This is a genomic window from Bacillus sp. NPDC094077 (assembly GCF_050279465.1).
Taxonomy (GTDB): domain Bacteria; phylum Bacillota; class Bacilli; order Bacillales; family Bacillaceae_G; genus Bacillus_A.
This window is the reverse complement of sequence record NZ_JBNNUF010000004.1, coordinates 407961-433996: the sequence shown is the minus strand read 5'-3', so window position 1 is coordinate 433996 and position 26036 is coordinate 407961. Positions and strand designations below refer to the sequence as shown.

The following is a 26036-nucleotide window of genomic DNA, read 5'->3' as shown; positions in this document are numbered from 1 at the left end:
CAGCGTTCATCCTGAGCCAGGATCAAACTCTCCAATAAAGTTAGTTTGTCTAGCATCTAAAATAAAAATTGACGTTTCACGTTGTTTGTTTCGTTCAGTTTTCAAAGAACTACTTGGTCGCTCATTTGCGACTTCCTTATGTTAACATCTTCGTTTTTCGATGTCAACTAAGTTTTTCAATTTCTTTTTTATCGTTTTCTGCGTTTCCGCATCAGCGACGGTTATTAATATATCATGGTAAAAAATGAAATGCAACACCTTTTATAAACTTTTTTTAAAACCACCCACATTTCTTTTTTAATATCATATACTTAAACGAAATATCTCTTTCATGTATGAGTAATCCCTACATATATTCTATATAAAGTTACTCCATCAAAAAACGTTTTTTTCTATAATAAACGTTTTATTCATATACCATATCATACAAGGAGGAATATATATGGACTATACCGATTTATTACTCAAGCTAGGTCTCTCGGCTATTTTAGGATTCGCCATTGGTTTAGAACGCGAATTAAAACGTAAGCCACTTGGTTTAAAAACTTGTTTAGTTATTTCTATTATTAGTTGCCTCCTAACAATTGTTTCTATTAAAGCAGCTTATAACTTACCACATACCGATCATATGAATATGGACCCCCTTCGACTTGCCGCTCAAATTGTATCAGGGATTGGTTTTTTAGGTGCAGGTGTTATTTTACGCAGAGGCAATGATAGTATTGCAGGACTAACAACTGCTGCTATGATTTGGGGTGCTTCTGGTATTGGCATTGCCGTTGGGGCCGGATTTTATATCGAAGCGATTTTCGGGATGTGTTTCCTTATGATTAGTGTAGAACTTATACCATTAACGATGAAATTTTTAGGGCCGAGATCATTTCGCCAACGTGATATCGCAGTTAAACTTGTTGTGCGCGATATGGACAATATCCCGATTGTTATTGAAGAGATAAAAGAAATGGATATAAAAGTGAAGAATATGAAGCTCAAAACATTAGAAAATGGTTCTCACTATTTACATCTTAAATTGTCTATTGATCAAAAAAAGCATACTGCTGATGTTTACTATGCTCTCCAGCATCTTGAAAGTGTCCAGCAAACCGAAGTGGAAAGTATGTAACATGAAATAAAGTGAAACTTTAATCAGTGGGGATTTTCTTCATCCCCCACTGATTATTAGCCCTCACCAATCGGGCTTTTACGGGCAGCCCGACCCCCATCTAACTTCTTTGCTTTCGCTGAATTCTGAGGTAGGGGGCTTACTGCCCGCAAATAGCGGGACAAACTCTCTTCATTTAGAGAGTTTTTCTTTTTTCTATAATGGTAACAATGAATGTAGTCCTGCAAAGCAAGGAGGAATAGGAAATTGAAATCCCGTCCGAATTTAGTAGATACATTTCGTGATTCCATTATTTTTCGTTTAATTTGTTTTATTATTGTACTTACTGCTTTTTCCGGTTTTCTTATACATAGATTAGAGCCCTCTCACTTCACCACATGGTTTGATGGAATTTGGTGGTCAATCGTTACTATTTTCACAGTTGGATATGGCGATTTTGCTCCCCATACAACCATAGGAAAATTGATTGGTATAGGCATCATTTTATTAGGGACTGGCTTTTGCTCTTATTATATGGTTCTGTTCGCTACTGAAATGATTAGTAAACAATATATGAAGATTAAAGGTGAAGAAGCTGCTACATCTAACGGTCATATGATTATCGTCGGCTGGAATGAGCGCGCAAAACATGTTGTAAAACAAATGCACATATTACAACCAAACCTTGATATCGTTTTAATTGATGAAACACTTTCTTTACTTCCAAAACCATTTCATCATTTAGAATTTATAAAAGGATGTCCTCATCACGATCAAACTTTATTAAAAGCTAATATTACAACAGCACATACCATATTAATAACGGCTGATAAAGAAAAAAATGAAAGCTTAGCTGATACACAGTCCATTTTAAATATTTTAACTGCAAAAGGACTGAATCCAAACATTCACTGCATCGCTGAACTTCTTACTTCGGATCAAATCCAAAATGCAACGAGAGCTGGCGTATCAGAAATTATCGAAGGAAATAAATTAACAAGCTACGTGTTTACCGCTTCGCTTTTATTCCCTTCTATTTCAGGTGTACTATTCTCACTTTACGATGAAATCTCTGATAACAAATTACAACTGATGGAGCTGACACCAGCATGTATAGGGCAAACTTTTGCAAATTGTAGCTATACTCTTTTAAAACAAAACATTCTTTTACTAGGCATAAAGCGTGACGATCAATATATGATTAATCCAGTTCATTCCTTCACTCTTATCGAAGGCGACATACTCATTGTTATTCGCCATTAAAAAAATGACGCTCTAGTTCCTGTACTAGTACTTTCCCAATATTGACATACTTACTTTTCACATCTCCATCTGCATCTTTCGGCTCAGCAAATTGATCAACCCCACCCGTTCCAGCTGTTAAAGTATTCACATTATCATCTAGTTCGTCTTGATATACGTGCGAAAGAATATACGGCGTTTCAAGACGAACTACTACTTCAGGTACATCTAGTTCTCCATCCACTGCTGTAAACGGCACTCGTAAAAATTGATACCCATCTTCTTCATCGATTTTGTAATCGAAGCATCCTTTATCATAATCCCAATTACCACCAACACTATAGCCAAGTGGTTTCATAACCTCTTCTAACTTATATAACGCATATGTATGTCCTTCTAACTTTGATTGAATCGGAATCAAGTCCATCCCTCCTAGACTTTTCCTTTAGCATACCCACTCCAGTTTAAATATACCGATGTACTTTTCGGTAAAATAATAAAAAGCGACCGAGATCGGTCGCTTTTTATTATTTTAAACGCTCTTCTAATTCTGCTTTTAATTCTTCAAATCCTGGTTTACCAAGTAAAGCAAACATGTTTTTCTTGTATGCTTCTACTCCTGGTTGATCAAATGGATTTACGCCTAATAAGTAGCCGCTCATCGCACATGCTTTTTCGAAGAAGTATACAAGGTAACCGAATGTGTACTCATTTAATTCAGGGATGTTTACGATTAAGTTTGGTACTCCGCCATCGCTATGTGCAAGTAATGTACCTTGATATGCTTTTGTGTTTACGAAGTCTACCGTTTCACCAGCAAGGTAGTTTAATCCATCTAAATCGTTGTCATCTAATTCGATTTTTAGTTCATGAGTAGATTTACCTACTTTAAGAACTGTTTCGAATAAGTCACGACGACCTTCTTGAATGTATTGACCTAATGAGTGTAAATCAGTTGAGAAGTTTGCTGAAGATGGGAAAATACCTTTTTGATCTTTTCCTTCACTTTCACCAAATAACTGTTTCCACCACTCAGAGAAGTATTGAAGTGCTGGCTCATAGTTAACAAGCATTTCAATTGTTTTTCCTTTATTATATAAAGCGTTACGAACTACTGCATATTGGTAAGCTGGGTTTTCTTCCAGTTCTGATGTCCCGAAGTCATCATGACCAGCAGCTGCACCTTTCATCATCTCTTCAATATTTAAGCCACTTACTGCGATTGGTAATAGACCAACTGGTGTTAATACAGAGAAACGACCGCCAACATCATCTGGAATTACGAATGTTTCATAACCTTCGTTATCAGCTAATGTTTTTAATGCACCACGTGCTTTATCTGTAGTTGCATAAATACGTTTGCGAGCTTCTTCTTTTCCATATTTCTCTTCTAATAACTTACGGAAAATACGGAATGCGATTGCAGGCTCTGTTGTTGTACCTGATTTGGAAATAACGTTAATAGAGAAGTCTTTACCTTCTAATACATCCATTAAATCTTTCATGTAAGTGGAGCTAATGTTTTGTCCAACAAATAGCACTTGTGGAGTTTTACGTTGTTCTTTAGAAAGCGTGTTGTAGAAAGAATGGTTTAACATTTCGATTGCCGCACGTGCTCCAAGGTAAGAACCACCGATACCTACAACAAGTAAAATGTCAGAGTCATTTTTAATTTTTTCTGCGCATTTTTGAATGCGAGCGAATTCTTCTTTGTCATATTGAAGCGGAAGCTCTACCCACCCAAGGAAATCGTTCCCAGCTCCAGTTTTTTCGTGGATTGCATGATGTGTTACTTTCACTGCATCACGTAAATAAGTTAATTCATGTTCACCGATGAAGGATAACGCTTTAGAATAGTCGAACGTTACATGTGTACTCATCTTTTTCCCTCCAATAATGTATATGTATTTCTGTATTCACTTTAGCGAAACTGAAGTTGTAAATCAAGCGATTCAACAATTGTAAACGTAACCAATATATATTTTTTAGAAAAAGTTCATTTTTTGCATAAAAATTCGTATTTTTCGGTATAGATGTATATACATCCTTTTTCGTACATTTTTATGTATAAAAACAACATAACTACACCATTCTATAAAAGAGTTGATTAACTCATCGTTTGCTCATGCTTCACAATTAAGGAGGGCTTTTTCATGAGTACTCTACAACGTATCGCATTAGTCTTCACTGTAATTGGCGCTGTGAATTGGGGACTGATCGGGTTCTTCCAGTTTGACTTAGTGGCAGCCATTTTCGGTGGACAAAACTCAGCTCTCGCACGTATTATTTACGGCATCGTTGGTATTTCTGGGCTTATCAATCTTGGTTTACTCTTTAAACCATCTGAAAATCTTGGTACTCACCCAGAAACAAACGAAATTCGATAACCAGTATGTCCTTTTCACCTCCGACATACGAATATGATTGCATGCAATCATATTTGCAAATATATATCATAAGATGAAGTAAAAGAGGAACGCTCATATGCGCTCCTCTTTTACTTTGTTAACTCGGACTCTTCAATCCATTCTGTCAGCTTTTCTCGCAGCGTATTAAATCCGTTTTCAGATGGATTCGGTATAAGAATCCGTCCTTGTTTTCTTTTCGCCGCTTTTAACGATAAACTCATTTTTCTGTGCTCTTCATCAATTGAAAGTACTTTTACTTCTACTGTATCGCCGACTTTCAAAAAGTCATGAATATCCTTTACATATCCATTTGTAATTTCAGATATATGCACAAGTCCTTGTGTTTCTGCATCTAACGCTACAAATGCACCGTAATCTTGAATTCCAGTCACTTTCCCTGTTACAACCACTCCTGTTGTATATTGTTCTGACATATGAAACACTCCCATACGTTTACCATTTTCTCTACAAATGTAGATTGCAAAGCAGATGTATTTATTTTAAATATCCGATTAATTAGTACGTATGTTAAGTATCGCTACTTAACATACGCACACCTTATATTAGTAAATTATACCACTATGACAGAACTCATTCAAAATTCATGAAAAAATTTCCTATAGTACGTATAATTCTCCAATATTGGGATAGAATACTAACACATGGCTTTCTAGTATTCCCCCCCTTTTTATGGACAAAACGTATTATGTTTTGTCCTTTTTTTATTCTCTATGAACCTTTCCATCCTCTTCATTGCTTCCATAAGTTGTTCAAGCGATGTTGCATACGAACAACGAATAAATCCTTCACCACTTTCTCCAAATACACTCCCAGGTACAACAGCCACTTTTTCTTCTAGTAATAACTGTTCTGCAAACTCCGCTGAAGATAGCCCAGTTGAGGCAACAGAAGGAAAGACATAGAACGCTCCGCCCGGCACATGACACGTTAATCCCATTTCATTGAAAGATGTCGTCATAAAATTACGACGTTTCTTATAGCTATCTCTCATCCGAATGACTTCATCGTTCCCCCCGCGTAACGCTTCAAGTGCTGCGAATTGAGACATCGTCGGTGCACACATCATAGAATACTGGTGGATTTTGAGCATTAATTCTGAAAATTGAACCGGAGCTGCAATCATACCGAGGCGCCATCCTGTCATCGCAAATCCTTTTGAAAATCCTGAAATTAAAATCGTATGCTCACGCATATTTTTAATACTTGCAAAACTTGTATATACTTCGTCGTATACAAGCTCTGCATAAATTTCATCAGATAATACGATTAAATTGTACTTCTCAACAATTACTGCTAATTTTTCTAGTTCGGATTTATTTAACATTGCACCTGTTGGGTTATTTGGGGAACAAAGTAAAACTGCCTTTGTTTTTGCTGTAATAGCTGCTTCAATTTGTTCTGGTTGTACTTTAAACTCGTTTTCTAAAGTAGTCGCAACGGGAACCGGAACTCCCCCAGCTAATGTCACAAGCGGTGCATAAGAAACAAAGCTTGGTTCAATAATGAGCACTTCATCATCAGGATTTATAATGGCGCGCATCGCTACATCTAACGCCTGACTAGCTCCAACTGTAACAATGATTTCATCGTTTGGATCATAAGATACTGCAAATTGTTTTTTTAGATACTTTGCTATTTCTTGACGGAGCTCCAATAATCCTGCATTTGCTGTATATGCTGTATATCCTTGTTCTAAAGAACGGATACATGCTTGCCTTACATTCCAAGGTGTAACAAAGTCCGGCTCTCCTACCCCAAGAGATATAACACCTTTCATATTCGCTGCTAAATCGAAAAACTTTCGAATGCCAGATGGTTGTAAAGATTCTGCTGCTCTAGATAGTTCAAATTGCTTCATGGCGTCACCACAATTCTCTTATCATCATCGTTTTTTTCATAAATAATCCCCTCATGTTTATACTTCTTCAAAATGAAATGCGTTGTCGTAGAAACAACAGATTCAATTGTTGCTAATTTCTCAGAAACAAACATCGCTACTTCTCCCATCGTCTTCCCTTCTAATGTAATAGAAAGATCATATGTCCCTGACATTAAATACACGGATTTCACTTCTGAATAACGATAAATTTGTTCAGCAACTGCATCAAATCCAACGCCGTGCTTGGGCGTAACTTTCACATCAATCATCGCCGTTAAGCCAGTATGTTCTTTCACCTTTGTCCAATCAATATGTGTTACATAGTCCACAATAATCTTTTCACTTTCTAACTTCGTAACCATCTTCTTTACTTCTTCTACTTCTATATTTAACAGCTTCGCTAATGTATCTACCGATAAACGACTATTCTTTTCAAGACAAGCCAATACTTCTAATTCTTTTTCTGTCACCATATCATTCATCCTTCCTTTTCGTTTGTGTCTAAATTATACAAATACCTTTTCTAGTTTGAAAAGAAGATTTTTTTAGAGAATTGTGTCAAAATAAAGTGAAACTTTACTCAGTGGGAGGTTTATCCCCACTGAGTATTAGCCCACACTAATCGGGCTTTTACGGGCAGTTGATCTCTCACCTAACCTCTTTGCTTCAGTCGTTTTTTGAAGTGGGAGTCCTACTGCCCGCCAATAGCGGGGTAAAGTGAAACTTTAATCAGTGGGAGATTCATCCCCGCTGGTTATTCGCCCACACCAATCGTGATAAAGAGGAAAGGGGATGGAACCGTGAAACCAAAAGTATATATTGCTGAACCAGTTCCAACATTTGTAGAAAACTATTTATCAGAACACTGTGATTACGAAAAATGGGATCAAAATGAGAAAGTACCTCGTGAGGTTCTATTGGAGAAAATACAAGATAAAGATGGGTTATTAAATTTCGGATCTGCTATTAATAAAGAATTATTAGATGTGGCTCCTAACTTAAAAGTAGTGAGCAACATTTCTGTTGGTTACGATAATTTTGATTTACAAGCGATGGAACAGCGAAATGTTATTGGAACGAATACACCATACGTACTAGACGATACAGTAGCTGACCTTGTTTTTGCTCTTATGTTATCTGCTGGGCGCCGCGTTTGCGAACTCGATTCCTATGTGAAAAATGGTGAATGGAATGCTGAAATAGGAAAAGAACATTTCGGACTAGATGTGCACCATAGTACAATTGGTATTATCGGAATGGGACGAATTGGAGAAGCTGTTGCAAAACGAGCAAAATTCGGATTTGATATGAACGTTCTTTACTATAACCGCCACCGTAAAGAAGAAACAGAACAAAAATTTGATGCTACATATTGTGATTTACAAACGCTACTCAAGCAATCTGACTTTATTGTTCTTCTTACTCCATTAACAGATGAAACGTATCATCTTATCGGAGAAAAAGAGTTTTCATTAATGAAAGAAACAGCAATCTTTATTAATGCTTCCCGTGGGAAAACAGTAGATGAAGCAGCGCTAATCCATGCATTAACAGAAAAGAAAATCTTTGCAGCAGGCATCGATACTTTTACACAAGAACCGATTCAAAAAGATAATCCACTCTTATCATTACAAAATGTTGTGACTTTACCGCACATCGGATCTGCAACATTAAAAACTCGGCAGCAAATGGCCATGACAGCCGCTGAAAATTTAGTTGCAGGATTACAAGGAAAAACACCACCTAATATTGTTCGCGGGTAATGATAAAGTGAAACTTTAATCAGTGGGGGTTTTGCCCATCCCCCACTGATTATTAGCCCACACCAATCGGGCTTTTACGGGCAGTTATCTCCCACCTAACTTCCTCGCATTCGCCGAATTTTGAGGTGGGAGTCTTACTGCCCGCAAATAGCGGGATAAATAAGTGAAAGGCAAGATGACATCGTCATCTTGCCTTTTTTTGTTAACATATTTTTTTGTTGTCTGGAGATGATATGAACAAAAATCAATGGAGTGACAAAAAATGAATCATGAATATACTTGTCCTTATTTCACTTTTTCCACTCGCGGCACTACTATTCATTACGAATTGTATGAACATGATAACAAAACGGAACGTCCTACTTTCATACTCGTTCACGGCTTTTTATCTTCCTCATTCAGTTACCGCCGTCTCATTCCTTTACTATCGAAAGCAGGAACAGTACTGGCTCTTGATTTACCACCGTTCGGAAAAAGTGATAAATCTCATCTATTTAAGTATTCTTATCACAATTTGGCAACGATTATTATCGATTTAATTGAACATTTATCTCTCTCAAATATTGTGTTAGTTGGGCATTCTATGGGTGGGCAAATTTCTCTCTATGTAAACCGTATACGTCCTGAACTAATCTCAAAGACGATTTTACTATGCAGCTCTAGCTATTTAGCACGCGCAACCTTACCTTTACTGTATTCTTCTTATTTACCGTTCTTTCATTTATACGTAAAGAACTGGATTATAAGGCGCGGTATTGTTCATAACTTAATGAATGTCGTTCATGATCACTCATTAATTGACGATGAAATGAAGGAAGGTTACTCCGCTCCGTTTTATGACAACCGTATATTCCCAGCTTTAACTCGCATGATACGAGACCGTGAAGGTGATCTTTCATCGACTGAGTTACAAAAAATCACAACCCCTACACTACTCATTTGGGGTGAAAAAGATCGCGTCGTCCCTGTACATGTAGGTCATCGTCTACACAAGGATTTACCGAATTCGAAATTTATTTCTTATGAAAACACAGGACATTTACTCCCCGAAGAAAAGCCTGAACATGTTTATGAGGAGATCATTACGTTTTCCGCACAATAATTTAAAAGGCTGTCGGAAATTCCGACAGCCTATAATGAACAACTTCCGCCTTCTTTTAATACAAGTAACTCTTTAGCTAATTTCTCACATTTTTCAAGCGCAGGCACTTCTTCAAAAGACATAAAGTATATATGTTGAATCTTCTTTGCGATGTATTTTGGATCGTCAAACACACTTGCGACGTTCACAACATCGCTCGCTTCTGTTTCATAAAACTCCGGCCCCATTTGAAACGGATCCCAATTTTTCACAACCTCTATCATCTTTTCATATGTACCCATCTGCTTCCCGCCTTTTCACTTTTTAATACTTTTCTTTATCCTATCACATCAGCTATTCTATAAGAAGAGAGAGAACTTTCATAACTTAGCGGTTTCACAGAAGAAAGGGGCAAACATATGCAGCTATTTCATAAAACGGTAAATCGGCGCGGAACACATAGTACAAAATGGGATACTTATAAAAACGAAGAACTCATTCATGCCTGGATTGCCGATATGGATTTTGAAGTACCAAAACCAATTCAAACTGCATTACAAAAACGTATCGAACATCCTATTTTTGGCTATACACTTCCACCTGAACATATTGGGGATATTATTTGTAACTGGACAAAAAAACAGTACAACTGGGATATTCAAAAAGAATGGATTGTATTTAGTGCGGGAATTGTCCCAGCTCTTAGTACGAGCATACAAGCTTTCACACAAGAGAATGAATCCGTTCTCGTACAACCACCTATTTATCCACCATTTTTCGAAATGGTTACAACAAACAACAGACAATTATGTGAAAGTCCATTACATAAAGAAAATGATACATATACGATAGACTTCGAACATTTAGAAACGCAATTTCAACAAGGTGTAAAACTAATGCTTCTTTGTAGCCCTCACAATCCAATCGGACGTGTTTGGACGAAAGAAGAACTCACAAAACTGGGCTCATTATGTACCAAATATAATGTAATCGTTGTCGCGGATGAAATTCATGCTGATATTATTTACGCAAATCATACGCATACGCCGTTCGCTTCTTTATCTGAAGAATTAGCAGCGCGCACTATTACTTGTATGGCTCCAAGTAAAACATTTAATATCGCTGGATTACAAGCATCGATTATTATCATTCCAAACAAAAAACTCCGTCAAGCTTTTACATCTATCCAATATAGACAAGGCTTCCACGGATTAAATATATTCGCCTATACAGCGATGCAAAGTGCCTATACAGAATGTAATGATTGGCTAAATGAAATCCGATTATATGTAGAAGAGAATGCTCGTTTCGCAAGTGAATACATTGAAACGCACATACCTACTCTTTCTGTTACAAAGCCAGAAGGTAGCTTTCTATTATGGATTGATTGCTCTCGCCTAATGCTGTCTCAAAGTGAACGCACCACATTACTTGAGGAAAAAGGGAAAATCATCGTTGAACCTGGCGAAAAATATGGATTAGGCGGAGAAGAACATATTCGAATTAACATCGGTTGTCCAAGGTCTGTTTTAGAAGAAATTTTAAACAGACTGCGCCATACATTTTCATAATAGCAAAGGAGGTTGTCCCCAAATTATTTTAGGACAACCTCCTTTTATTAGTAGTAACCACTATCATACCGTTTTACAAAAAAGCTACCATTCACGGTAGCTTTTACTTTTTCTTCATATCCGATGCTTTTTTCACAATCACGCCACAAGCAATTCGATCACCTGATTTGCCTGCCGGCTGTGTCATACCATCATCAGGGTTTTCTGTAATAATAATAGACGCTCCATCTTTTCTATGAATCGTCGTTTTTCCTTCTTCAAGTGTTATATGCGGCGCATCGATTTCCGCTTTAATCTTTCCAGAACCGTCTGCAATTACGTTCGGTAAATCTCCATTTTCTGCACCTTTCGGATTGAGTAGCCCGTGCTTTTTCTTATCAGGATTAAAATGATTCCCCGATGATTCAAAACGAGGTGCTTTACACTCCCCAATTTCATGCACATGTATTCCATGCGGGCCTGGTGTAAAACCTTCCCCTTTAATCTTAAGTTTCACTCCGCTTGTTTGCTGCACTACTTTCGCAGTCCCCACTTCATCTCCTGAAGCATTATGTAATTTCACGTCAATTTCTTTCGGCTTTCCTTGGTCACAACCTGCCATCAGAAATAATAAACAACAACTGAAAAAAAGCCGTTTTTTCATTTTATTCCCTCCAAAATACATTCTGCCCTTAGCGTGTCCGAGCATAGAGGGAAACATACAAAAATGCATTACTGTTTCTTTTCAGCTAAAAGTTTTTCTTCTGCTTTCTGTAATCGCTCTGCTTCTCGTTTTGATACACGAATGAACATACGCCACGTAGCAATTGCACCGATAATAAATAGAACGCAAACAATTCCTGGAATAATATATTCTGTTTTATCTTCTGGAAAATATAAAGGCATCATATAGAACACTCCTTATTAGGGGATTTATGAAGCATCAGAATTTTCTGTCATATCATTTAAATTATAGTTGAACCGATTCATATTCTCAAGGGGCGTTTCGAGAGCGAATCATTTCTTTGACTCCTTCTCACACTTTCCTTACTATAAACTTGAGGTGAAAAATATGAGAGAAACATTTGAAATTGGCGAAATCGTTACTGGTATTTATAAAACAGGAAAATACATCGGTGAAATTACAAATAGCCGCCCTGGCAGTTATGTCGTAAAAGTACTAGCTGTTGTAAAACATCCGACGCAGGGTGACTTACATAATGTAAAACAAGCTGACGTACCATTTTTCCATGAAAGACGCGCTTTAGCTTTTCGTGAGCAAACGAACATTCCAGAACAAATGGTGAAAAAGTATGACGGAGAAATCCCCGATTATACAGAGTCGCTACAATTAGCATTAAAAACTCAAATGAATTCATTTTCTGAAGATGATTCACCTTTTGCAAAACGCAGCCTAGAAACACTTCAGCAATTGAAACAAGATTACAAACTTTAAAAAACAAAACGACCAAATTACATACTGTGCAATTTGGTCGTTACTGTGTACTTACTTTCTTTAACACTTTTGAAAAATCAACGAGTTCTCCTAATGTTGGAGGTGCTGGTTTCACTAAATACTCTTTATCTTTTTCTACTAATTTAAAAATATTGTACGTTGTCATCGCATCATCAAGCGCACAATGATGCTTCCCTGTTCCTACTTTTCCATACGCCTCAATTGCTTTCCATAACCCAGTTTGATTTCGTTCTCCAAAAAACTTTTTATACTCAAGCGATAAATCACGACACTGTCCAAAGAACGGAAAAACCACTCCCGCCATTTCACAATTATGCTTTAAAACTTTCATATCCATATTTCCCCACGTTACAATGGTCGGTTTACATTTCTTTTCGTATTCTGCAAGCTTCTCAACAAGTTCAGGAAATGAAATGCCTTTATCCACGACTTCTTGTTTAATTCCTAAAAATTTCTTACATCGATCCGTTAAAGAAGGAAATGTTTTCGGCCTGACATGTGATGAATACGTATCTTCTACTTTACAACCAGCAACTGAAACAAGTCCTACCTCAATAATCTCTGGGAAAAACCCTTTTGGTTTCTTTCTATGCTGGGGCATCGTAAACTCAAAATCTAAAAACAAAAATCGTTGTTCATCCATACAATCCCTTCCTTATCATTTTTATCATTCCTTTCTATTTGATACTCCTACACGAACAAGCTCGAATACTAATTCCATTTTAAATATTCAGATTGGATGTATCTTATATATATGTCAAATGCCCACAAATATTTTTAAAAATAAGAAAAAATGACCTATGCAGAAAATATGACAAAATCACCCTTTCATTTACATCCGCCATTTTTCTACTTTATAATGACGTTATGTGTGTTTCTTCTAGATTATTTTTGACACACTAAGAAAAAGTGAATGAAGGGAGATGAGAGTTTTGCACGAAACAACGCAAGAGCTCGCTAACTGGCAGTATTATTTTGCTATCGCAGTCTTTTTAATTACATATGCCATTATTATTTCTGAAAAAATTAATCGCGCTGTCATCGCACTTCTTGGTGCGGCACTCATGGTAATTGTGGGGGTTGTTGATTTACACAACGCCTTTACGAAACATATTGAATGGGGAACGATTACGTTACTTATTGGTATGATGATTCTAGTGAACATTACGAGTAAATCAGGTGTCTTCCAATACGTTGCCATTAAAGCAGCAAAAGGGGCACAAGGAAATCCAATTAAAATTTTAATTTCACTTTCCTTACTTACCGCGCTTGGCTCCGCATTTTTAGATAACGTTACAACTGTACTTCTTGTTGTTCCAGTTACTTTATCTATTACGCGCATCTTGCAAGTAAATCCTGTTCCATACCTACTTTCTGAAATTATTTTTTCAAACATTGGAGGAACAGCAACTTTAATTGGGGATCCACCTAACATTATGATTGGTTCTGCAAATAAACATCTAGACTTCAATGCTTTCTTACTGAATCTAGCTCCAATCGTAATTATTATTATTGCAGTTACAGCAACAATGCTTTACTTCATGTATCGTAAGCAATTAATTGCTGATCCTGTACAAGTTAAAAAATTAATGAGCTTAGATGAAAAACAATACATTAAAGATCCAGTATTAATGAAAAAATCTTTAACAGTACTTGGACTTACGATTGTAGGTTTCATGACTCATTCCATCTTCCATATCGATGCAGCTATCATTGCCTTAACTGGTGCTACTGTACTTATGCTAATCGGTGTGAAAGAACATGAAATTGAAGAAGTATTCGCAAGTGTAGAGTGGGTAACGATCTTCTTCTTCGCAGGACTATTCGTACTCGTTGGAGGACTTATCGATATCGGTCTTATTAAAATGTTAGCTCAAAAAGTAATTGGTATAACAGGCGGAGATATTTCTTACGCATCTATCCTTATTTTATGGGTGTCTGGTATCGCCTCTGCAACAATCGATAACATCCCATTCGTTGCAACAATGATCCCACTTATTAACGATATGGCAGTTGGACTAGGTTTATCACCTTCTGATGCACAAATCGATGTATTATGGTGGGCATTAGCATTAGGTGCTTGTCTAGGTGGAAACGGAACATTAATCGGGGCTTCTGCTAACGTAATCGTTGCAGGTATCGCGAGCCGCGAAGGACATAAGTTTAGCTACATGGACTTCCTAAAAGTCGGTTTCCCAATTATGATCGTTTCATTAATCATTTCTCATATTTATATTTATTTACGCTACCTTATGTAGTAGAAAAAGCGCTCTGATAAGCAGAGCGCTTTTTTCTTTACTTGTATCTACAACATATCGCCGATTCGACATAACATATCTACTTATCTGTGGATTTGAAATACAGTCACCATGTTTGTAAAAAAGACACGATGGTTTATCTTTTCAATTAAGTAATTTTAAATATGTTTTGATTAAATTTTATTCCAAACCAATATTATCAACAAAAACGACAAACCTACTCGTTATACTTCACCGGCTCATTTCGAATAATGAATAAATGAATTGGCAAGAAAATCGAAAATGTGATTACATGAATAATCGTAAATAATATAGAGTTCGTTCCGTATCTGTCTAAAATAGCGTAGATGAGATAAATAGACAACACAATCGAAACAGCTGTTGCTAGTAAACTTATAATTGGTACATAACTAAAAATGAAACATGCGACATATATACCGAATACTTTCCATCCTGCTTCTTCTTTCAAGAAATCTGGTAATTTGTCTTTTGCTAAGTCACCCCATGTCTTACTATTTACAAAAGGGATAAATGCAAGAACACCATCCGTTGCGCCATCATTTTTTGCCATCGTATAAAGTGCAAAAGCCGTTAACAAATACGAAATAATTGCCCAAATCAATATAACAAGAATAAACGCAAAACTAAGAGCAAAGAAACCTGCTAGTACGCCTTGATCTTCCATCTTATCCTCTCCTCTCTCTTCTCAACATATTTCATTACTCTACAAGTTATGTTTTAAAATTCACCCAAACTCTTTGTATAATAATATGAGAAAGATAATAAGAGAGGAGAAACACGTATGCATCCATTTGTAAAAGCATTACAAGAACATTTTACAGCTCATCAAAATCCTGAAAAAGCAGAGCCTATGGCACGTTATATGAAAAATCACTTCCCGTTTCTCGGTATTCAAACTCCCGAGAGAAGACAATTATTGAAAGACGTTATTCAAATACATACTCTCCCAGACAAAAAAGACTTCCAAATTATCGTACGTGAGCTTTGGGACTTGCCAGAGCGTGAATTTCAAGCGGCAGCACTCGATATCATGCAAAAATATAAAAAACATATAAACGAAACTCATATCCCCTTTTTAGAAGAACTTATCGTCACGAAATCTTGGTGGGACACTGTTGATAGCATTGTCCCTACATTTTTAGGTGATATCTTTTTAAAACGTCCAGAATTGATTTCTGCATATATTCCAAAATGGATTGCATCAGAAAACATATGGTTACAACGCGCCGCTATTTTATTCCAACTGAAATATAAACAAAAGATGGATGAAGAACTTCTTTTCTGGATTATTGGACAACTACATTCTTCAAAAGAATTTTTCATTCAAAAAGCAATCGGCTGGGTCCTTCGTGAATATGCAAAAACAAAGCCCGATGTCGTTTGGGAATACGCTCAAAACAACGAACTCGCTCCATTAAGCAAACGCGAAGCAATTAAGCACATTAAACAAAATTACGGAATAAATAACGAAAAAATAGGCGAGACTCTATCATAGATAGACGCGTTCCTCTATTGTGATTTAAAAAAGAACGTGTTAGAATATGTTCATTATTATTAATATAAGTAGCGATGACGGACTTATAAGTACTTGCATAAAAAGCGATTCAGGGATAGTGAAAGCCTGAAGCTGCGAGGAAACGGCAGTCCCGAGCAATACATGATAAAGTGGATGCGCATTTTGTGCATCAACTAGGGTGGAACCGCGGGCAAACGCTCGTCCCTAGGCAAATAAGCCTTGGGACGAGCGTTTTTTTATGTTTTTAAAGCATATACTCCTCGTTTCACAAGTACCCAGTACGTCATCGCCAATACGTTAACTTTCAAAAGGAGGATTTTACTATGTATTCAATGGAACAAGTTGTAAACTTAGCGAAACATCGCGGTTTTGTTTTCCCTGGTTCTGAAATTTACGGTGGTCTTGCAAACACTTGGGACTACGGTCCACTTGGAATCGAATTAAAAAATAACGTTAAAAAAGCTTGGTGGAAAAAATTCATTCAAGAATCTCCACACAACGTTGGTTTAGATGCAGCTATTTTAATGAACCCAAAAACTTGGATCGCTTCTGGTCACGTTGGTAACTTTAACGATCCAATGATCGACTGTAAAAAATGTAAAGCTCGTCACCGTGCTGACAAATTAATTGAAGATGCATTAGATGCAAAAGGTATCGAAATGGTTGTTGACGGTCTTACTTTCGACCAAATGGCTGACTTAATGAAAGAACATGAAGTAAAATGCCCAGATTGCGGTAGCGAAGAATTTACGGAAATCCGTCAGTTCAACTTAATGTTCAAAACATTCCAAGGTGTTACAGAGTCTAGCACAAACGAAATCTTCCTTCGCCCTGAAACAGCACAAGGTATTTTCGTAAACTTTAAAAACGTACAACGCTCTATGCGTAAAAAACTTCCATTTGGTATTGGCCAAATCGGTAAGAGTTTCCGTAACGAAATAACGCCTGGTAACTTCACATTCCGTACACGTGAATTCGAACAAATGGAACTTGAATTCTTCTGTAAGCCTGGTGAAGATTTAGAGTGGTTCGCATTCTGGCGTGAAACTTGTAAAAACTGGTTGCTTTCACTTGGTATGACTGAAGAAAGCATGCGTCTTCGTGACCACGGTGAAGAAGAGTTATCTCACTACAGTAACGCAACAACTGATATTGAATTCAAATTCCCATTCGGCTGGGGCGAACTTTGGGGCGTTGCATCTCGTACAGACTTCGACTTAAAACGTCACATGGAACACTCAAACGAAGACTTTAACTACATTGATCCACAAACGAATGAGCGTTACGTACCATACTGCATCGAACCATCTTTAGGCGCAGACCGCGTAACATTAGCGTTCTTATGCGATGCATATGAAGAAGAGCAATTAGAAAACGATTCTCGTACAGTTCTTCGTTTCCACCCTGCTTTAGCACCATACAAAGCAGCTATCTTACCATTATCTAAAAAGCTATCTGAGGGTGCTACTGAAGTATTTGCAGAACTAGCTAAAGACTTCATGGTAGACTTTGATGAAACTGGTTCTATCGGTAAACGTTACCGTCGTCAAGACGAAATCGGTACACCATTCTGTATCACATACGACTTCGACTCAGTTGAAGACAAAGCTGTTACAGTACGTGACCGTGACACAATGGAACAAGTTCGTATGCCAATTAGCGAACTAAAAGGTTTCTTAGAGAATAAAATCCAGTTCTAATTATAAGAAAAAGAGGTTGCTCTAACGAGCAGCCTCTTTTCTATTTTTCACGTTTTTCTTTAATTGCTACTGTACATCTTGAAATACATAGTAAATCATCATTCTCATCAATAATGCGAACATCCCAAACCATCGTTGAATGCCCTCTATGTATCGGCGTCCCGATCGCTGTTACAACCCCATCTTTCTTTGAACGGATGTGGTTTGCATTAATTTCTAAACCGAAACAAATGCATTTCTCTTGGTCAATTAAATTGTATGAACCGACACTTGCCACTGTTTCTGCTAATGCAACAGATGCACCACCATGTAAAAAGCCAAATGGCTGATGCGTACGCTCATCAACAGGCATCGTAGCAACCACCTTTTCTTCAGTCATTTCTAACAACTCAATTCCAAGTGAATCCATTAAAGTTTTTGCCATATCGATCCCCTCTTCTTTCACTTTAATTAAATGTATAATTTTACCTATTTATTTTCAAACTACCTATAACACTTATATAAGGAGGTTTCACCTAAATGAAACAGAAATTTTGTATACTACTGCTTATGTTCTCCTTGCTGACTATTGTACCAAATTGTGCAACAGTAGCCAAAGCAACCAACCTGACAATTGATGTGAAGACCGTAACGCAAAAAGGTAAGAAACCTTATATAGAATATCAAATTAATAGGCCTTCCTTTCACAACTTTTCCGATTCTAAATTTCAAAATAAGCTCAATTTCTATTACAAGAAATCTACTGACAAATTTAAAAACAAATTAGTAAAAGAAGCCCAAAAATATTATAAAGAAACAGAAGGATCTAGTACACCGTTTCACCCATACGTGGCGAATGTTGATTATAAAGTCTCTTTAAACAACCCCCCTTTTCTCAGCCTATATGTGAATTACTATCAATATACAGCCGGAGCACATGGTCTTTATAAGTGGAAGGCAAACACATTTGATTTAAATGAAAAGAAGTTACTACACTTAGACGATTTATTTCAACAAAAAGATAAATATAAAGAAGTAATCCGTGCAGAGATTGTAAGACAAATTAAACAAAATGAAAGTATTTATTTTCCTGATGCAACGGAAAAAGTAATGAGTGCTAAAAAATTTCATTTCTTTTTAGAACCAAACAATCTCGTTATTTATTTCCCTCTATATGAGATCGCTCCTTATGCAAGCGGAGTTCCACAATTTCGAATTCCATATACGCTGCTAAGAGACTATTTAAAGCCTTCTTATCAAAATATTTTGATTGACAACAAGTAAATATTTTCGCTACGATAATGTTAACCAAAAAACAACAGGAGGTTAACATTATGAGAAGATTACATGTTTTAGATTTAGCATTAGCTGCCATGTTCGTTGCTCTTATGGCTATCGGTGCAAATATTGTATCTTGGGCACCATTCCTACAAGTAGCAGGCGTCCCATTATCTATGCAACCATTTTTCGCAATTTTAGCAGGTCTTCTTCTTGGAAGTAGACTTGGTGCATTATCCATGACTGTGTATATGCTCGTTGGAGTAGCCGGCGCACCAATCTTCGCTAACTTCAAAGCTGGATTCGGGGCACTTTTAGATCCTACTGGTGGTTTTATTATCGCATTTATTATCGTTGCTTACGTATCAGGAAAACTAGTAGAGCAAAAAGAAAAACCAACATTCATTACATTTGCAATTGCCTCTTTCGCAGGAATCATTTTAACTTATATTATCGGTACTACTTATATGTATGGGGCAGTCAATCTCTTCATGGGCGGTAATATGAGCTATAAAGCTGCTTGGATGATTATGATGTGGTTCGCAGTAAAAGATATTGCATTTACAATTGTCGGTGCTATTATCGCACCTCGTATATACTACGCTGTACGCCGTTCTGCTTATCAGCATTCTCATTCGACGATTTCCTAATAAAGTGAAACTTTAATCAGTGGGGGTTTTGTTCATCCCCCACTGATTATTAGTTGAACCAATCGGGCTTTTACGGGCAGTTGATCTCCCACCTAACTTCTTTGCTTTCGCTGAATTTTGAGGTGGGGGATCTTACTGCCCGTTAATGCGGGATAAAAAAGAGTTATTTCAGTATACTGAAATAACTCTTTTTTTATATTAAGATTCTTGATTCGTTTGTTCTTCTAAAATTTTCTTCATCATTGTAACCATGTCATCACGTAACTCTGGATGTTGCAGGGCCATTTCGATTGTCGTTTGAACGAATCCTAACTTTTCACCTACGTCGTAACGTTTTCCTTCGAAATCGTAAGCAAATACACGTTGAATTTCATTTAAGTTTTGGATTGCATCTGTTAACTGAATTTCACCGCCAGCACCGACATGTTGCTGTTCTAAGAACATGAAGATTTCAGGCGTTAAAATGTAACGTCCCATAATTGCTAAGTTTGAAGGTGCTGTTCCTTGTGCTGGTTTCTCAACGAAATTACGAACTTGGTAACGACGTCCTTCTTGCTCTAATGGATCAATAATTCCGTAACGGTGTGTTTCTGTTTCCGGAACAGTTTGTACACCAATCACAGAAGAAAGTGTTTTATCATATTCTTCGATTAATTGACGTAAGCACGGCTTTTCAGCTTGAACGATATCATCACCTAATAAAACAGCAAATGGCTCATCACCGATGAATTTACGTGCGCACCAAACAGCGTGTCCTAACCCTTTTGGCTCTTTTTGACGGATATAATGAATATCTACCATTTTTGAAGAAGCCTGTACCTTTTCAAGTAACTCATACTTTTTCTTTTCTAATAAGTTTTGCTCTAACTCAAATGCATTATCAAAATGATCTTCAATAGAGCGCTTTCCTTTACCAGTAACGATAATAATATCTTCGATTCCTGATTTTACTGCTTCTTCTACAATGTATTGAATAGTTGGTTTATCTACTATCGGTAACATTTCTTTTGGCATTGCTTTTGTTGCTGGTAAAAAACGTGTTCCTAATCCAGCTGCTGGGATTATCGCTTTTCTTACTTTTTTCATCACAAAATACCCTCTCTTCTATCAGGATCAATAACGATTATTTCCTTACATAGAACAAAAGGGAAGTTTCGCTTCCCTTTTGTTCCTACTACTTAAAATTACTTTATATTATAAACGATTCATAATATCTTCTTTAATAGTAAGTAACTTTTGTTCACTATTTTGTAAAGAATTATCTTTTACACCAAAGTAGAACTTGATCTTCGGCTCTGTTCCAGATGGACGTAAACAGAACCAAGAACCATCTTCTAATTGATATTTTAACACATTTGACTTCGGTAAGTGAATCTCTTCTTTATGTCCATCTTGTAAAGATGTCATGATGCTTGCTTTATAATCTTCAACCGCTATGACTGTTAAGCCCGCTACTTTTTTCGGAGGATTTTCACGGAATGTCGCCATCATCTCTTGGATTTTTTCCGCTCCGTCTTTCCCTTTTAACGTTAATGATACAAGGTCTTCACGGAAGAAACCGTACTTCTTAAATACTTCTAATAGACCATCGTATAACGTTTTTCCTTGTGATTTGTAGTATGCAGCTACTTCACATGCAAATAAAACAGATTGTACCGCATCTTTATCACGGCAGAATGGACGGATTAAATAACCATAGCTTTCCTCATAACCGAATTGGAACTCATATTGTCCGCTTTCTTCATACTGCTTAATTTTCTCGCCAATAAATTTAAATCCAGTTAACGTATCAACTGTATCTAGACCATATGCTTTTGCAATTGTACGGCCAATTTCAGACGTTACGATTGTTTTTAAAACAACACCGTTTTCCGGAAGAGTTCCGTTTTCTTTCTTTTGAGATAGTAAGTAATCAAGCATTAATGCACCTGTTTGGTTACCAGTTAACACTTGGAACTCACCATCGTGATTGCGAACTGCTACTCCTAGACGGTCTGCATCAGGATCTGTTGCGATTAACACATCTGCACCAATTTTTTCACCGTCACGAATTGCATACTCAAATGCTGCGTGCTCTTCTGGGTTCGGTGATTTTACTGTAGAGAAGTTTGGATCTGGTAGCTCTTGCTCTTTTACAACCGTTACATCTGTAAATCCAACTTCTTCTAAACCACGGCGTACAGAAACATTTGATGTTCCGTGTAATGGTGTAAAGACGATTTTTAAGTCTTTACCAACCTTTTGCACCATTTCTTTATTAATAATGACATTGTTCAATTCTGCTGCATATGCATCATCTACTTCTTGTCCAATAATATGTAATAAGCCTTTCACCTTTAATTGCTCCACGTCAGCTACTTCAACTGTTAATTCATCTTCTACTGCATTTACGTAGCTAATTAACTCATCAGCTTCTTTTGGAGGCAATTGTCCCCCATCTTCACCGTATACTTTATATCCGTTATATTCAGGTGGATTATGACTTGCCGTAAGAACGATTCCGCTTACTGTATGTAAATGACGAACTGCGAAAGAAAGCACTGGCGTTGGGCGTAAGCTTTCAAACACATATGTTGTGATGCCGTGTGCACCAAGTGTAGCAGCTACTTCCATTGCAAACTCAGGTGATTTATGACGAGAATCATACGCTACAACAACACCGCGCTTCTTCGCTTCTTCACCTAATTTTTCAATAAATTCCGCTAATCCTTGTGTCGCTTTACGAACTGTATATACATTTAAACGGTTCGTACCAGCACCAAGTTCACCGCGCATACCACCTGTGCCGAACTCTAAATTTTTATAAAAGCTATCCTCTATTTTCTTCTCATCTTGCTTCATATTTTCTAGCTGTTCTTTTAATTCTGCGTCTAATTCTGCATATGAAAGCCAGCGACTAAATTCTTGTTTCCAATTCATATCTCTATCTCCTCTCGCTTGTCATACCTTTATTATATGAAAAAAACAACCTGTCTCTCAATATTTTATAAAATCTAGCAGGATTTTACTATACATATTTGTATACACTATGATTAAATACTCCACCAAAAGGAATGAAGATTATGCAAGAATGGGGTTTGTCAGAAGAGCTCAAAATACAAACAAAACAAATGATTGGAATTGCTGAAAAAGAATTATCCATTATGAGGCAAGCAATCGATAAAGAAGATGAATGTATTTTATGCAGAATGGAAGATATTCATCATATGTTAGCAAATGTGCAGACATTAGCAGCTACATACTATATCCAGGCGTATTTATCACCTTATACGGAAAGCTCACATTTTATCACAACAGCTGTTCAACATTTAAGCACCCGAAAACATGGTGCTCTTATTGTTGTAGAACGAAATGAGACGCTTGAATCTTTCATTCAAACTGGGACAACATTAAACGCTCATTTAACCGCACCGTTACTCGAATCAATTTTTTATCCAGGTAATCCCCTTCATGACGGAGCCGTTCTCGTCAAAAACAACTATATCGTCTCAGCAGCTAATATTCTTCCGTTAACGAAAAGCATAGAAGTTGATCCTGAACTAGGGACACGTCACAGAGCTGCAATTGGCTTATCAGAAAAAAGCGATGCACTTATATTAGTTGTCTCTGAAGAAACAGGCCGCACTTCATTTGCATTAAATGGAACCTTATATACGATTTCTTTATAGGACGAATCTTTCACTATGTAACACTTTTTTGAACAGTACAATAGTAAATAAATTTATATCGACTTACCGAAAAAAACTAACAATAGGTGTACCGTATCAAATAAGAAAAGACTGTCCCCAAAATTTGAGACAGCCTTTTCTTCAAAAAATTATTCTTCCCCGAAACGTTCAACAAGTGTTGCAAGTGTACGTACCATTGCACCTGTTGCTCCAGATGGTCCTAAATCATGTGCTCCTGTTGTTTCAGATGTTCCAGCGATGTCTAAGTGTACCCACGGTGTATCTTCCGCGAATTCACCTAGGAATGTACCTGCCATAATCGCGTGTCCTTCACGGCCTGGTGAGTTATTTAGATCAGCAAACTTGCTGTTTCTGACACGTTCTTTATCACGCTCAAAAATCGGTAGTTGCCAAATTGGCTCATCTGTTTCCATAGAAGCCTCTAGCACTTGCTCAAACAACTCTTCATTATTTGTCATTGCGCCTGTTGTATGATTTCCAAGTGCAACAATTACACCGCCTGTTAATGTTGCAACATCAACAAGGTAGTTTGCACCAAGTTTTTTCGCATACGTAATACCGTCAGCTAACGCTAAGCGGCCTTCTGCATCCGTATTTAATACTTCAATTGTTTTTCCGCTCATAGATGTAATCACATCGTCTGGCTTAAATGCTGTACCACTTACAACGTTATCAGTTGACGGAATAACAGCGATCACATTTTGCTCTGGGCGAAGTTCTCCGATAATTTCCATCGCACCTAAAACAGAAGCAGCACCGCCCATATCACCTTTCATACCGACCATACCTTCACGCGGTTTTAAAGAATAACCACCTGTATCGTATGTGATTCCTTTTCCAACGAATCCAATGACATCTGTCCACTCTTCTTTTCCTTTATAAATGAGAGCAATCATTTTCGGCGGCTCTGTAGAACCTTGGTTCACAGCAAGTAACGCACCCATACCAAGATCTTCCATCTCTTCCTTCTCAAGAACTTTATAATCCATATCATATTTTTCTGCTAATTCAACAGCATAATCAGCAAGTTTCGTCGCTGTTAATACGTTGGGCGGCATATTTACAAGTGTACGAGCTGAATTTGTTGCACGTCCATGTACGTAGCCAACTATTAATGCAGCCTCAATTTCCTTCTCGTCTTCTCCTGTAATAGCTGTGAACTTCTCTAACTCTACACGATCTTTTTTGTCTGTTTTATACGTTTGTAATTCATATGTACCAAGGCTTTGTACTTCTGCCGCAATGTGCGCTACATCAATCGCATCTAATTTCTCTGTCACGAAAGAATCAAGTAAGATTGCTGCGTCTTGTACTTTTGCTGCTTGTAATGTTTTAAACGCCTTACCAAGAGCCCTACGTAACGTTTCTGTCGTATAAGACTCTTTCTTACCTAAGCCAACAAAGTAATAACGTTTCACATTTGTTTTCCCTAAACTATGCACTTTTGAAATGGCCTTTTTCTTCGTAGACAACTCTTTCTCTTCTATTAAAGCTTGTAATTGCCCTTCGAACGCTTTGTCTAGTTCTTGTACAAAGCTACTCGTTTTATCTTCTTCAAATAAAGCAACAATTACCGCCTCATGGCTTGCTAACTCTTTTTGTACTTGAAACATGTTCAGACCCCCTAAGTTTCTCTACCTCTATTATAACTTTATTTTCGATAAAATGCGACAATTCTAACTTCTGTTATATCATGTATAAAACCCATGGACTTCCAATTTCTTCTTTTATGAAATAAGAAAGAAAGAAAAAAAGTCTAGTGTTATTACCACTAGACTACCTTTGTTTTAAATATTGACCACGGAACACTTGCATCGTTTCGTCTTGATTTAACATCGTTAACTCTTCTTCTGTAAACTTACCATTTCCTACTTTTACTACATATACATTTACTTTTTTCTTACCCCATTGGCTATAAACATCTTTCACCGTATCATAATATAGATCAAGACGGTTTCCTTTTATAGCACCGCCCTTATCAGCTACTACACCATACCCGTAACCTGGCACGAATAGAATCGTTCCAATCGGGAATACGCGTAAGTCTGCAGCGATTGTGGAATATAAATCCCTTTTCGCTTTAACTCCTGAATATGTAATACCATACTCTGGATGTCCCGGCCTCTTACCAGTTGATTCGATCCCCGACGTATAACCAGTTGCTGTCATTTCAATTACACGATATTTAGACCAGTCTTTCGCCTGCTCTAAAGCATTTATCACTTCTTTACTCGGAACAACATTTCTCTCAATTTCTGCTGCATGTACTTCTTTTGCACCCGTTTCTTCATATGATTTTAAAATCTCCACTAAAGAAACTCCAGTGAAAGCCTGCCATGTTACGCATAATGCGAGTGCAAGTAAACAAGTCATCATAATGCGAATACAATATCGTTTTAACATTTTTATATTCCACACTCCT

General features: G+C 37.1%; 28 protein-coding genes. 13 read left to right on the top strand and 15 right to left on the bottom strand.

Going from position 1 to position 26036, the window contains the following annotated elements:
• The first annotated feature begins 442 nt into the window (after window positions 1-442).
• Together ACQKNR_RS14010 and ACQKNR_RS14005 are read left to right on the top strand one after the other, a co-directional pair.
• The gene (locus ACQKNR_RS14010) at window positions 443-1123 is read left to right on the top strand and encodes an MgtC/SapB family protein (protein ID WP_427318430.1); all 681 of its coding nucleotides are present in this window, start codon (window positions 443-445) and stop codon (window positions 1121-1123) included.
• A gap of 246 nt (window positions 1124-1369) precedes the next feature.
• Window positions 1370-2365: a potassium channel family protein gene (locus tag ACQKNR_RS14005; protein WP_427318429.1), complete on the top strand. Its 996-nt coding sequence runs from the start codon at window positions 1370-1372 to the stop codon at window positions 2363-2365.
• On the opposite strand, the gene ACQKNR_RS14000 is transcribed toward ACQKNR_RS14005, so the two are convergent.
• Both ACQKNR_RS14000 and ACQKNR_RS13995 read right to left on the bottom strand, forming a co-directional pair.
• Complete coding sequence (locus tag ACQKNR_RS14000; RefSeq protein ID WP_427318428.1) at window positions 2352-2771, bottom strand: YugN-like family protein; 420 nt, start codon at window positions 2769-2771, stop codon at window positions 2352-2354. The two genes, ACQKNR_RS14005 and ACQKNR_RS14000, sit on opposite strands and share 14 nt — an antisense overlap.
• Before the next feature lie 100 nt (window positions 2772-2871).
• A complete protein-coding gene (locus ACQKNR_RS13995; RefSeq protein WP_427318427.1) occupies window positions 2872-4224 on the bottom strand; it encodes a glucose-6-phosphate isomerase in 1353 nt (450 codons plus the stop codon).
• Between the two features lie 273 nt (window positions 4225-4497).
• Between ACQKNR_RS13995 and ACQKNR_RS13990 the strand changes: the two genes are divergently transcribed.
• Entirely contained in the window at window positions 4498-4731 is a 234-nt protein-coding gene (locus ACQKNR_RS13990; RefSeq protein ID WP_000105788.1) for a DUF378 domain-containing protein, read from the top strand.
• A 110-nt stretch (window positions 4732-4841) separates the two neighbouring features.
• Here the strand turns inward: ACQKNR_RS13990 and yugI are convergent, their stop codons facing one another.
• From yugI to ACQKNR_RS13975, 3 genes are all read right to left on the bottom strand, one after another.
• Window positions 4842-5186, bottom strand: coding sequence for a S1 domain-containing post-transcriptional regulator GSP13 (gene yugI, locus ACQKNR_RS13985; RefSeq protein WP_000003765.1), 345 nt, complete (start codon window positions 5184-5186; stop codon window positions 4842-4844).
• Window positions 5187-5440: 254 nt separating this feature from the next.
• A complete protein-coding gene (locus ACQKNR_RS13980) occupies window positions 5441-6631 on the bottom strand; it encodes an aminotransferase (RefSeq protein ID WP_427318426.1) in 1191 nt (396 codons plus the stop codon).
• Window positions 6628-7125 (bottom strand): Lrp/AsnC family transcriptional regulator, encoded by a 498-nt coding sequence (locus ACQKNR_RS13975; RefSeq protein ID WP_427318425.1) that lies wholly within the window; start codon window positions 7123-7125, stop codon window positions 6628-6630. Before ACQKNR_RS13975 ends, ACQKNR_RS13980 begins: the two co-directional genes overlap by 4 nt.
• 297 nt (window positions 7126-7422) lie before the next feature.
• Between ACQKNR_RS13975 and ACQKNR_RS13970 the strand changes: the two genes are divergently transcribed.
• Both ACQKNR_RS13970 and ACQKNR_RS13965 read left to right on the top strand, forming a co-directional pair.
• Entirely contained in the window at window positions 7423-8415 is a 993-nt protein-coding gene (locus ACQKNR_RS13970) for a 2-hydroxyacid dehydrogenase (RefSeq protein WP_427318445.1), read from the top strand.
• A 262-nt stretch (window positions 8416-8677) separates the two neighbouring features.
• Window positions 8678-9517 (top strand): alpha/beta fold hydrolase, encoded by an 840-nt coding sequence (locus ACQKNR_RS13965; RefSeq protein WP_427318424.1) that lies wholly within the window; start codon window positions 8678-8680, stop codon window positions 9515-9517.
• Window positions 9518-9546: 29 nt separating this feature from the next.
• Here the strand turns inward: ACQKNR_RS13965 and ACQKNR_RS13960 are convergent, their stop codons facing one another.
• Window positions 9547-9798, bottom strand: a complete 252-nt coding sequence (locus ACQKNR_RS13960) for a YugE family protein (protein WP_193412981.1) — start codon at window positions 9796-9798, stop codon at window positions 9547-9549.
• Between the two features lie 117 nt (window positions 9799-9915).
• On the opposite strand from ACQKNR_RS13960, the gene ACQKNR_RS13955 reads away from it, so the two are divergent.
• Window positions 9916-11067, top strand: coding sequence for a MalY/PatB family protein (locus ACQKNR_RS13955; RefSeq protein WP_427318423.1), 1152 nt, complete (start codon window positions 9916-9918; stop codon window positions 11065-11067).
• Between the two features lie 103 nt (window positions 11068-11170).
• Here the strand turns inward: ACQKNR_RS13955 and sodC are convergent, their stop codons facing one another.
• Window positions 11171-11710, bottom strand: a complete 540-nt coding sequence (gene sodC / locus ACQKNR_RS13950) for a superoxide dismutase [Cu-Zn] (protein ID WP_427318422.1) — start codon at window positions 11708-11710, stop codon at window positions 11171-11173.
• A 68-nt stretch (window positions 11711-11778) separates the two neighbouring features.
• Window positions 11779-11955 carry a hypothetical protein gene (locus ACQKNR_RS13945; protein ID WP_318346652.1) on the bottom strand — a complete coding sequence of 59 codons (177 nt, stop codon included), beginning with the start codon at window positions 11953-11955 and terminating at the stop codon, window positions 11779-11781.
• Between the two features lie 163 nt (window positions 11956-12118).
• Between ACQKNR_RS13945 and ACQKNR_RS13940 the strand changes: the two genes are divergently transcribed.
• Window positions 12119-12502 carry a kinase-associated lipoprotein B gene (locus tag ACQKNR_RS13940; RefSeq protein ID WP_427318421.1) on the top strand — a complete coding sequence of 128 codons (384 nt, stop codon included), beginning with the start codon at window positions 12119-12121 and terminating at the stop codon, window positions 12500-12502.
• 40 nt (window positions 12503-12542) lie between these two features.
• Here the strand turns inward: ACQKNR_RS13940 and kapD are convergent, their stop codons facing one another.
• Window positions 12543-13166: a 3'-5' exonuclease KapD gene (gene kapD, locus ACQKNR_RS13935; RefSeq protein WP_427318420.1), complete on the bottom strand. Its 624-nt coding sequence runs from the start codon at window positions 13164-13166 to the stop codon at window positions 12543-12545.
• Window positions 13167-13455: 289 nt separating this feature from the next.
• Between kapD and ACQKNR_RS13930 the strand changes: the two genes are divergently transcribed.
• The gene (locus ACQKNR_RS13930; RefSeq protein WP_025149555.1) at window positions 13456-14781 is read left to right on the top strand and encodes an ArsB/NhaD family transporter; all 1326 of its coding nucleotides are present in this window, start codon (window positions 13456-13458) and stop codon (window positions 14779-14781) included.
• A gap of 217 nt (window positions 14782-14998) precedes the next feature.
• On the opposite strand, the gene ACQKNR_RS13925 is transcribed toward ACQKNR_RS13930, so the two are convergent.
• Window positions 14999-15466: a hypothetical protein gene (locus tag ACQKNR_RS13925; protein WP_427318419.1), complete on the bottom strand. Its 468-nt coding sequence runs from the start codon at window positions 15464-15466 to the stop codon at window positions 14999-15001.
• A 117-nt stretch (window positions 15467-15583) separates the two neighbouring features.
• Here ACQKNR_RS13925 and ACQKNR_RS13920 point away from each other — a divergent pair, with 117 nt between their 5' ends.
• On the top strand, window positions 15584-16297 hold the full coding sequence (locus ACQKNR_RS13920; protein WP_427318418.1) for a DNA alkylation repair protein: 714 nt from the start codon (window positions 15584-15586) through the stop codon (window positions 16295-16297).
• A gap of 344 nt (window positions 16298-16641) precedes the next feature.
• A complete protein-coding gene (locus tag ACQKNR_RS13915; RefSeq protein ID WP_427318417.1) occupies window positions 16642-18018 on the top strand; it encodes a glycine--tRNA ligase in 1377 nt (458 codons plus the stop codon).
• Window positions 18019-18058: 40 nt separating this feature from the next.
• Here ACQKNR_RS13915 and ACQKNR_RS13910 read toward each other — a convergent pair whose 3' ends face one another.
• Window positions 18059-18442, bottom strand: a complete 384-nt coding sequence (locus ACQKNR_RS13910) for a hotdog fold thioesterase (RefSeq protein ID WP_427318416.1) — start codon at window positions 18440-18442, stop codon at window positions 18059-18061.
• 95 nt (window positions 18443-18537) lie between these two features.
• Here ACQKNR_RS13910 and ACQKNR_RS13905 point away from each other — a divergent pair, with 95 nt between their 5' ends.
• Window positions 18538-19281: a DUF3298 and DUF4163 domain-containing protein gene (locus ACQKNR_RS13905; protein ID WP_427318415.1), complete on the top strand. Its 744-nt coding sequence runs from the start codon at window positions 18538-18540 to the stop codon at window positions 19279-19281.
• A gap of 50 nt (window positions 19282-19331) precedes the next feature.
• A complete protein-coding gene (locus ACQKNR_RS13900; protein ID WP_427318414.1) occupies window positions 19332-19925 on the top strand; it encodes a biotin transporter BioY in 594 nt (197 codons plus the stop codon).
• A 198-nt stretch (window positions 19926-20123) separates the two neighbouring features.
• On the opposite strand, the gene galU is transcribed toward ACQKNR_RS13900, so the two are convergent.
• Both galU and ACQKNR_RS13890 read right to left on the bottom strand, forming a co-directional pair.
• Window positions 20124-21011, bottom strand: coding sequence for a UTP--glucose-1-phosphate uridylyltransferase GalU (galU, locus tag ACQKNR_RS13895; RefSeq protein ID WP_427318413.1), 888 nt, complete (start codon window positions 21009-21011; stop codon window positions 20124-20126).
• Between the two features lie 108 nt (window positions 21012-21119).
• Window positions 21120-22844 (bottom strand): phospho-sugar mutase, encoded by a 1725-nt coding sequence (locus ACQKNR_RS13890; RefSeq protein ID WP_427318412.1) that lies wholly within the window; start codon window positions 22842-22844, stop codon window positions 21120-21122.
• Window positions 22845-22987: 143 nt separating this feature from the next.
• On the opposite strand from ACQKNR_RS13890, the gene cdaS reads away from it, so the two are divergent.
• Window positions 22988-23593, top strand: coding sequence for a sporulation-specific diadenylate cyclase CdaS (cdaS, locus tag ACQKNR_RS13885; protein ID WP_427318411.1), 606 nt, complete (start codon window positions 22988-22990; stop codon window positions 23591-23593).
• Between the two features lie 149 nt (window positions 23594-23742).
• Here cdaS and pepA read toward each other — a convergent pair whose 3' ends face one another.
• The gene (gene pepA / locus ACQKNR_RS13880) at window positions 23743-25227 is read right to left on the bottom strand and encodes a cytosol aminopeptidase (RefSeq protein ID WP_427318410.1); all 1485 of its coding nucleotides are present in this window, start codon (window positions 25225-25227) and stop codon (window positions 23743-23745) included.
• Between the two features lie 163 nt (window positions 25228-25390).
• Window positions 25391-26017 (bottom strand): 3D domain-containing protein, encoded by a 627-nt coding sequence (locus tag ACQKNR_RS13875; protein ID WP_427318409.1) that lies wholly within the window; start codon window positions 26015-26017, stop codon window positions 25391-25393.
• Window positions 26018-26036 lie beyond the last annotated feature (19 nt).

Coding starts and splice junctions, on each gene's coding strand:
- ACQKNR_RS14010 (WP_427318430.1), top strand. CDS start 443: ATGGACTATACCGATTTATTACTCAAGCTAGGTCTCTCGGCTATTTTA.
- ACQKNR_RS14000 (WP_427318428.1), bottom strand. CDS start 2,771: ATGGACTTGATTCCGATTCAATCAAAGTTAGAAGGACATACATATGCG.
- ACQKNR_RS13995 (WP_427318427.1), bottom strand. CDS start 4,224: ATGAGTACACATGTAACGTTCGACTATTCTAAAGCGTTATCCTTCATC.
- ACQKNR_RS13990 (WP_000105788.1), top strand. CDS start 4,498: ATGAGTACTCTACAACGTATCGCATTAGTCTTCACTGTAATTGGCGCT.
- yugI (WP_000003765.1), bottom strand. CDS start 5,186: ATGTCAGAACAATATACAACAGGAGTGGTTGTAACAGGGAAAGTGACT.
- ACQKNR_RS13980 (WP_427318426.1), bottom strand. CDS start 6,631: ATGAAGCAATTTGAACTATCTAGAGCAGCAGAATCTTTACAACCATCT.
- ACQKNR_RS13975 (WP_427318425.1), bottom strand. CDS start 7,125: ATGGTGACAGAAAAAGAATTAGAAGTATTGGCTTGTCTTGAAAAGAAT.
- ACQKNR_RS13965 (WP_427318424.1), top strand. CDS start 8,678: ATGAATCATGAATATACTTGTCCTTATTTCACTTTTTCCACTCGCGGC.
- ACQKNR_RS13960 (WP_193412981.1), bottom strand. CDS start 9,798: ATGGGTACATATGAAAAGATGATAGAGGTTGTGAAAAATTGGGATCCG.
- ACQKNR_RS13955 (WP_427318423.1), top strand. CDS start 9,916: ATGCAGCTATTTCATAAAACGGTAAATCGGCGCGGAACACATAGTACA.
- sodC (WP_427318422.1), bottom strand. CDS start 11,710: ATGAAAAAACGGCTTTTTTTCAGTTGTTGTTTATTATTTCTGATGGCA.
- ACQKNR_RS13945 (WP_318346652.1), bottom strand. CDS start 11,955: ATGATGCCTTTATATTTTCCAGAAGATAAAACAGAATATATTATTCCA.
- ACQKNR_RS13940 (WP_427318421.1), top strand. CDS start 12,119: ATGAGAGAAACATTTGAAATTGGCGAAATCGTTACTGGTATTTATAAA.
- kapD (WP_427318420.1), bottom strand. CDS start 13,166: ATGGATGAACAACGATTTTTGTTTTTAGATTTTGAGTTTACGATGCCC.
- ACQKNR_RS13925 (WP_427318419.1), bottom strand. CDS start 15,466: ATGGAAGATCAAGGCGTACTAGCAGGTTTCTTTGCTCTTAGTTTTGCG.
- ACQKNR_RS13920 (WP_427318418.1), top strand. CDS start 15,584: ATGCATCCATTTGTAAAAGCATTACAAGAACATTTTACAGCTCATCAA.
- ACQKNR_RS13915 (WP_427318417.1), top strand. CDS start 16,642: ATGTATTCAATGGAACAAGTTGTAAACTTAGCGAAACATCGCGGTTTT.
- ACQKNR_RS13910 (WP_427318416.1), bottom strand. CDS start 18,442: ATGGCAAAAACTTTAATGGATTCACTTGGAATTGAGTTGTTAGAAATG.
- ACQKNR_RS13905 (WP_427318415.1), top strand. CDS start 18,538: ATGAAACAGAAATTTTGTATACTACTGCTTATGTTCTCCTTGCTGACT.
- ACQKNR_RS13900 (WP_427318414.1), top strand. CDS start 19,332: ATGAGAAGATTACATGTTTTAGATTTAGCATTAGCTGCCATGTTCGTT.
- galU (WP_427318413.1), bottom strand. CDS start 21,011: ATGAAAAAAGTAAGAAAAGCGATAATCCCAGCAGCTGGATTAGGAACA.
- ACQKNR_RS13890 (WP_427318412.1), bottom strand. CDS start 22,844: ATGAATTGGAAACAAGAATTTAGTCGCTGGCTTTCATATGCAGAATTA.
- cdaS (WP_427318411.1), top strand. CDS start 22,988: ATGCAAGAATGGGGTTTGTCAGAAGAGCTCAAAATACAAACAAAACAA.
- pepA (WP_427318410.1), bottom strand. CDS start 25,227: ATGTTTCAAGTACAAAAAGAGTTAGCAAGCCATGAGGCGGTAATTGTT.
- ACQKNR_RS13875 (WP_427318409.1), bottom strand. CDS start 26,017: ATGTTAAAACGATATTGTATTCGCATTATGATGACTTGTTTACTTGCA.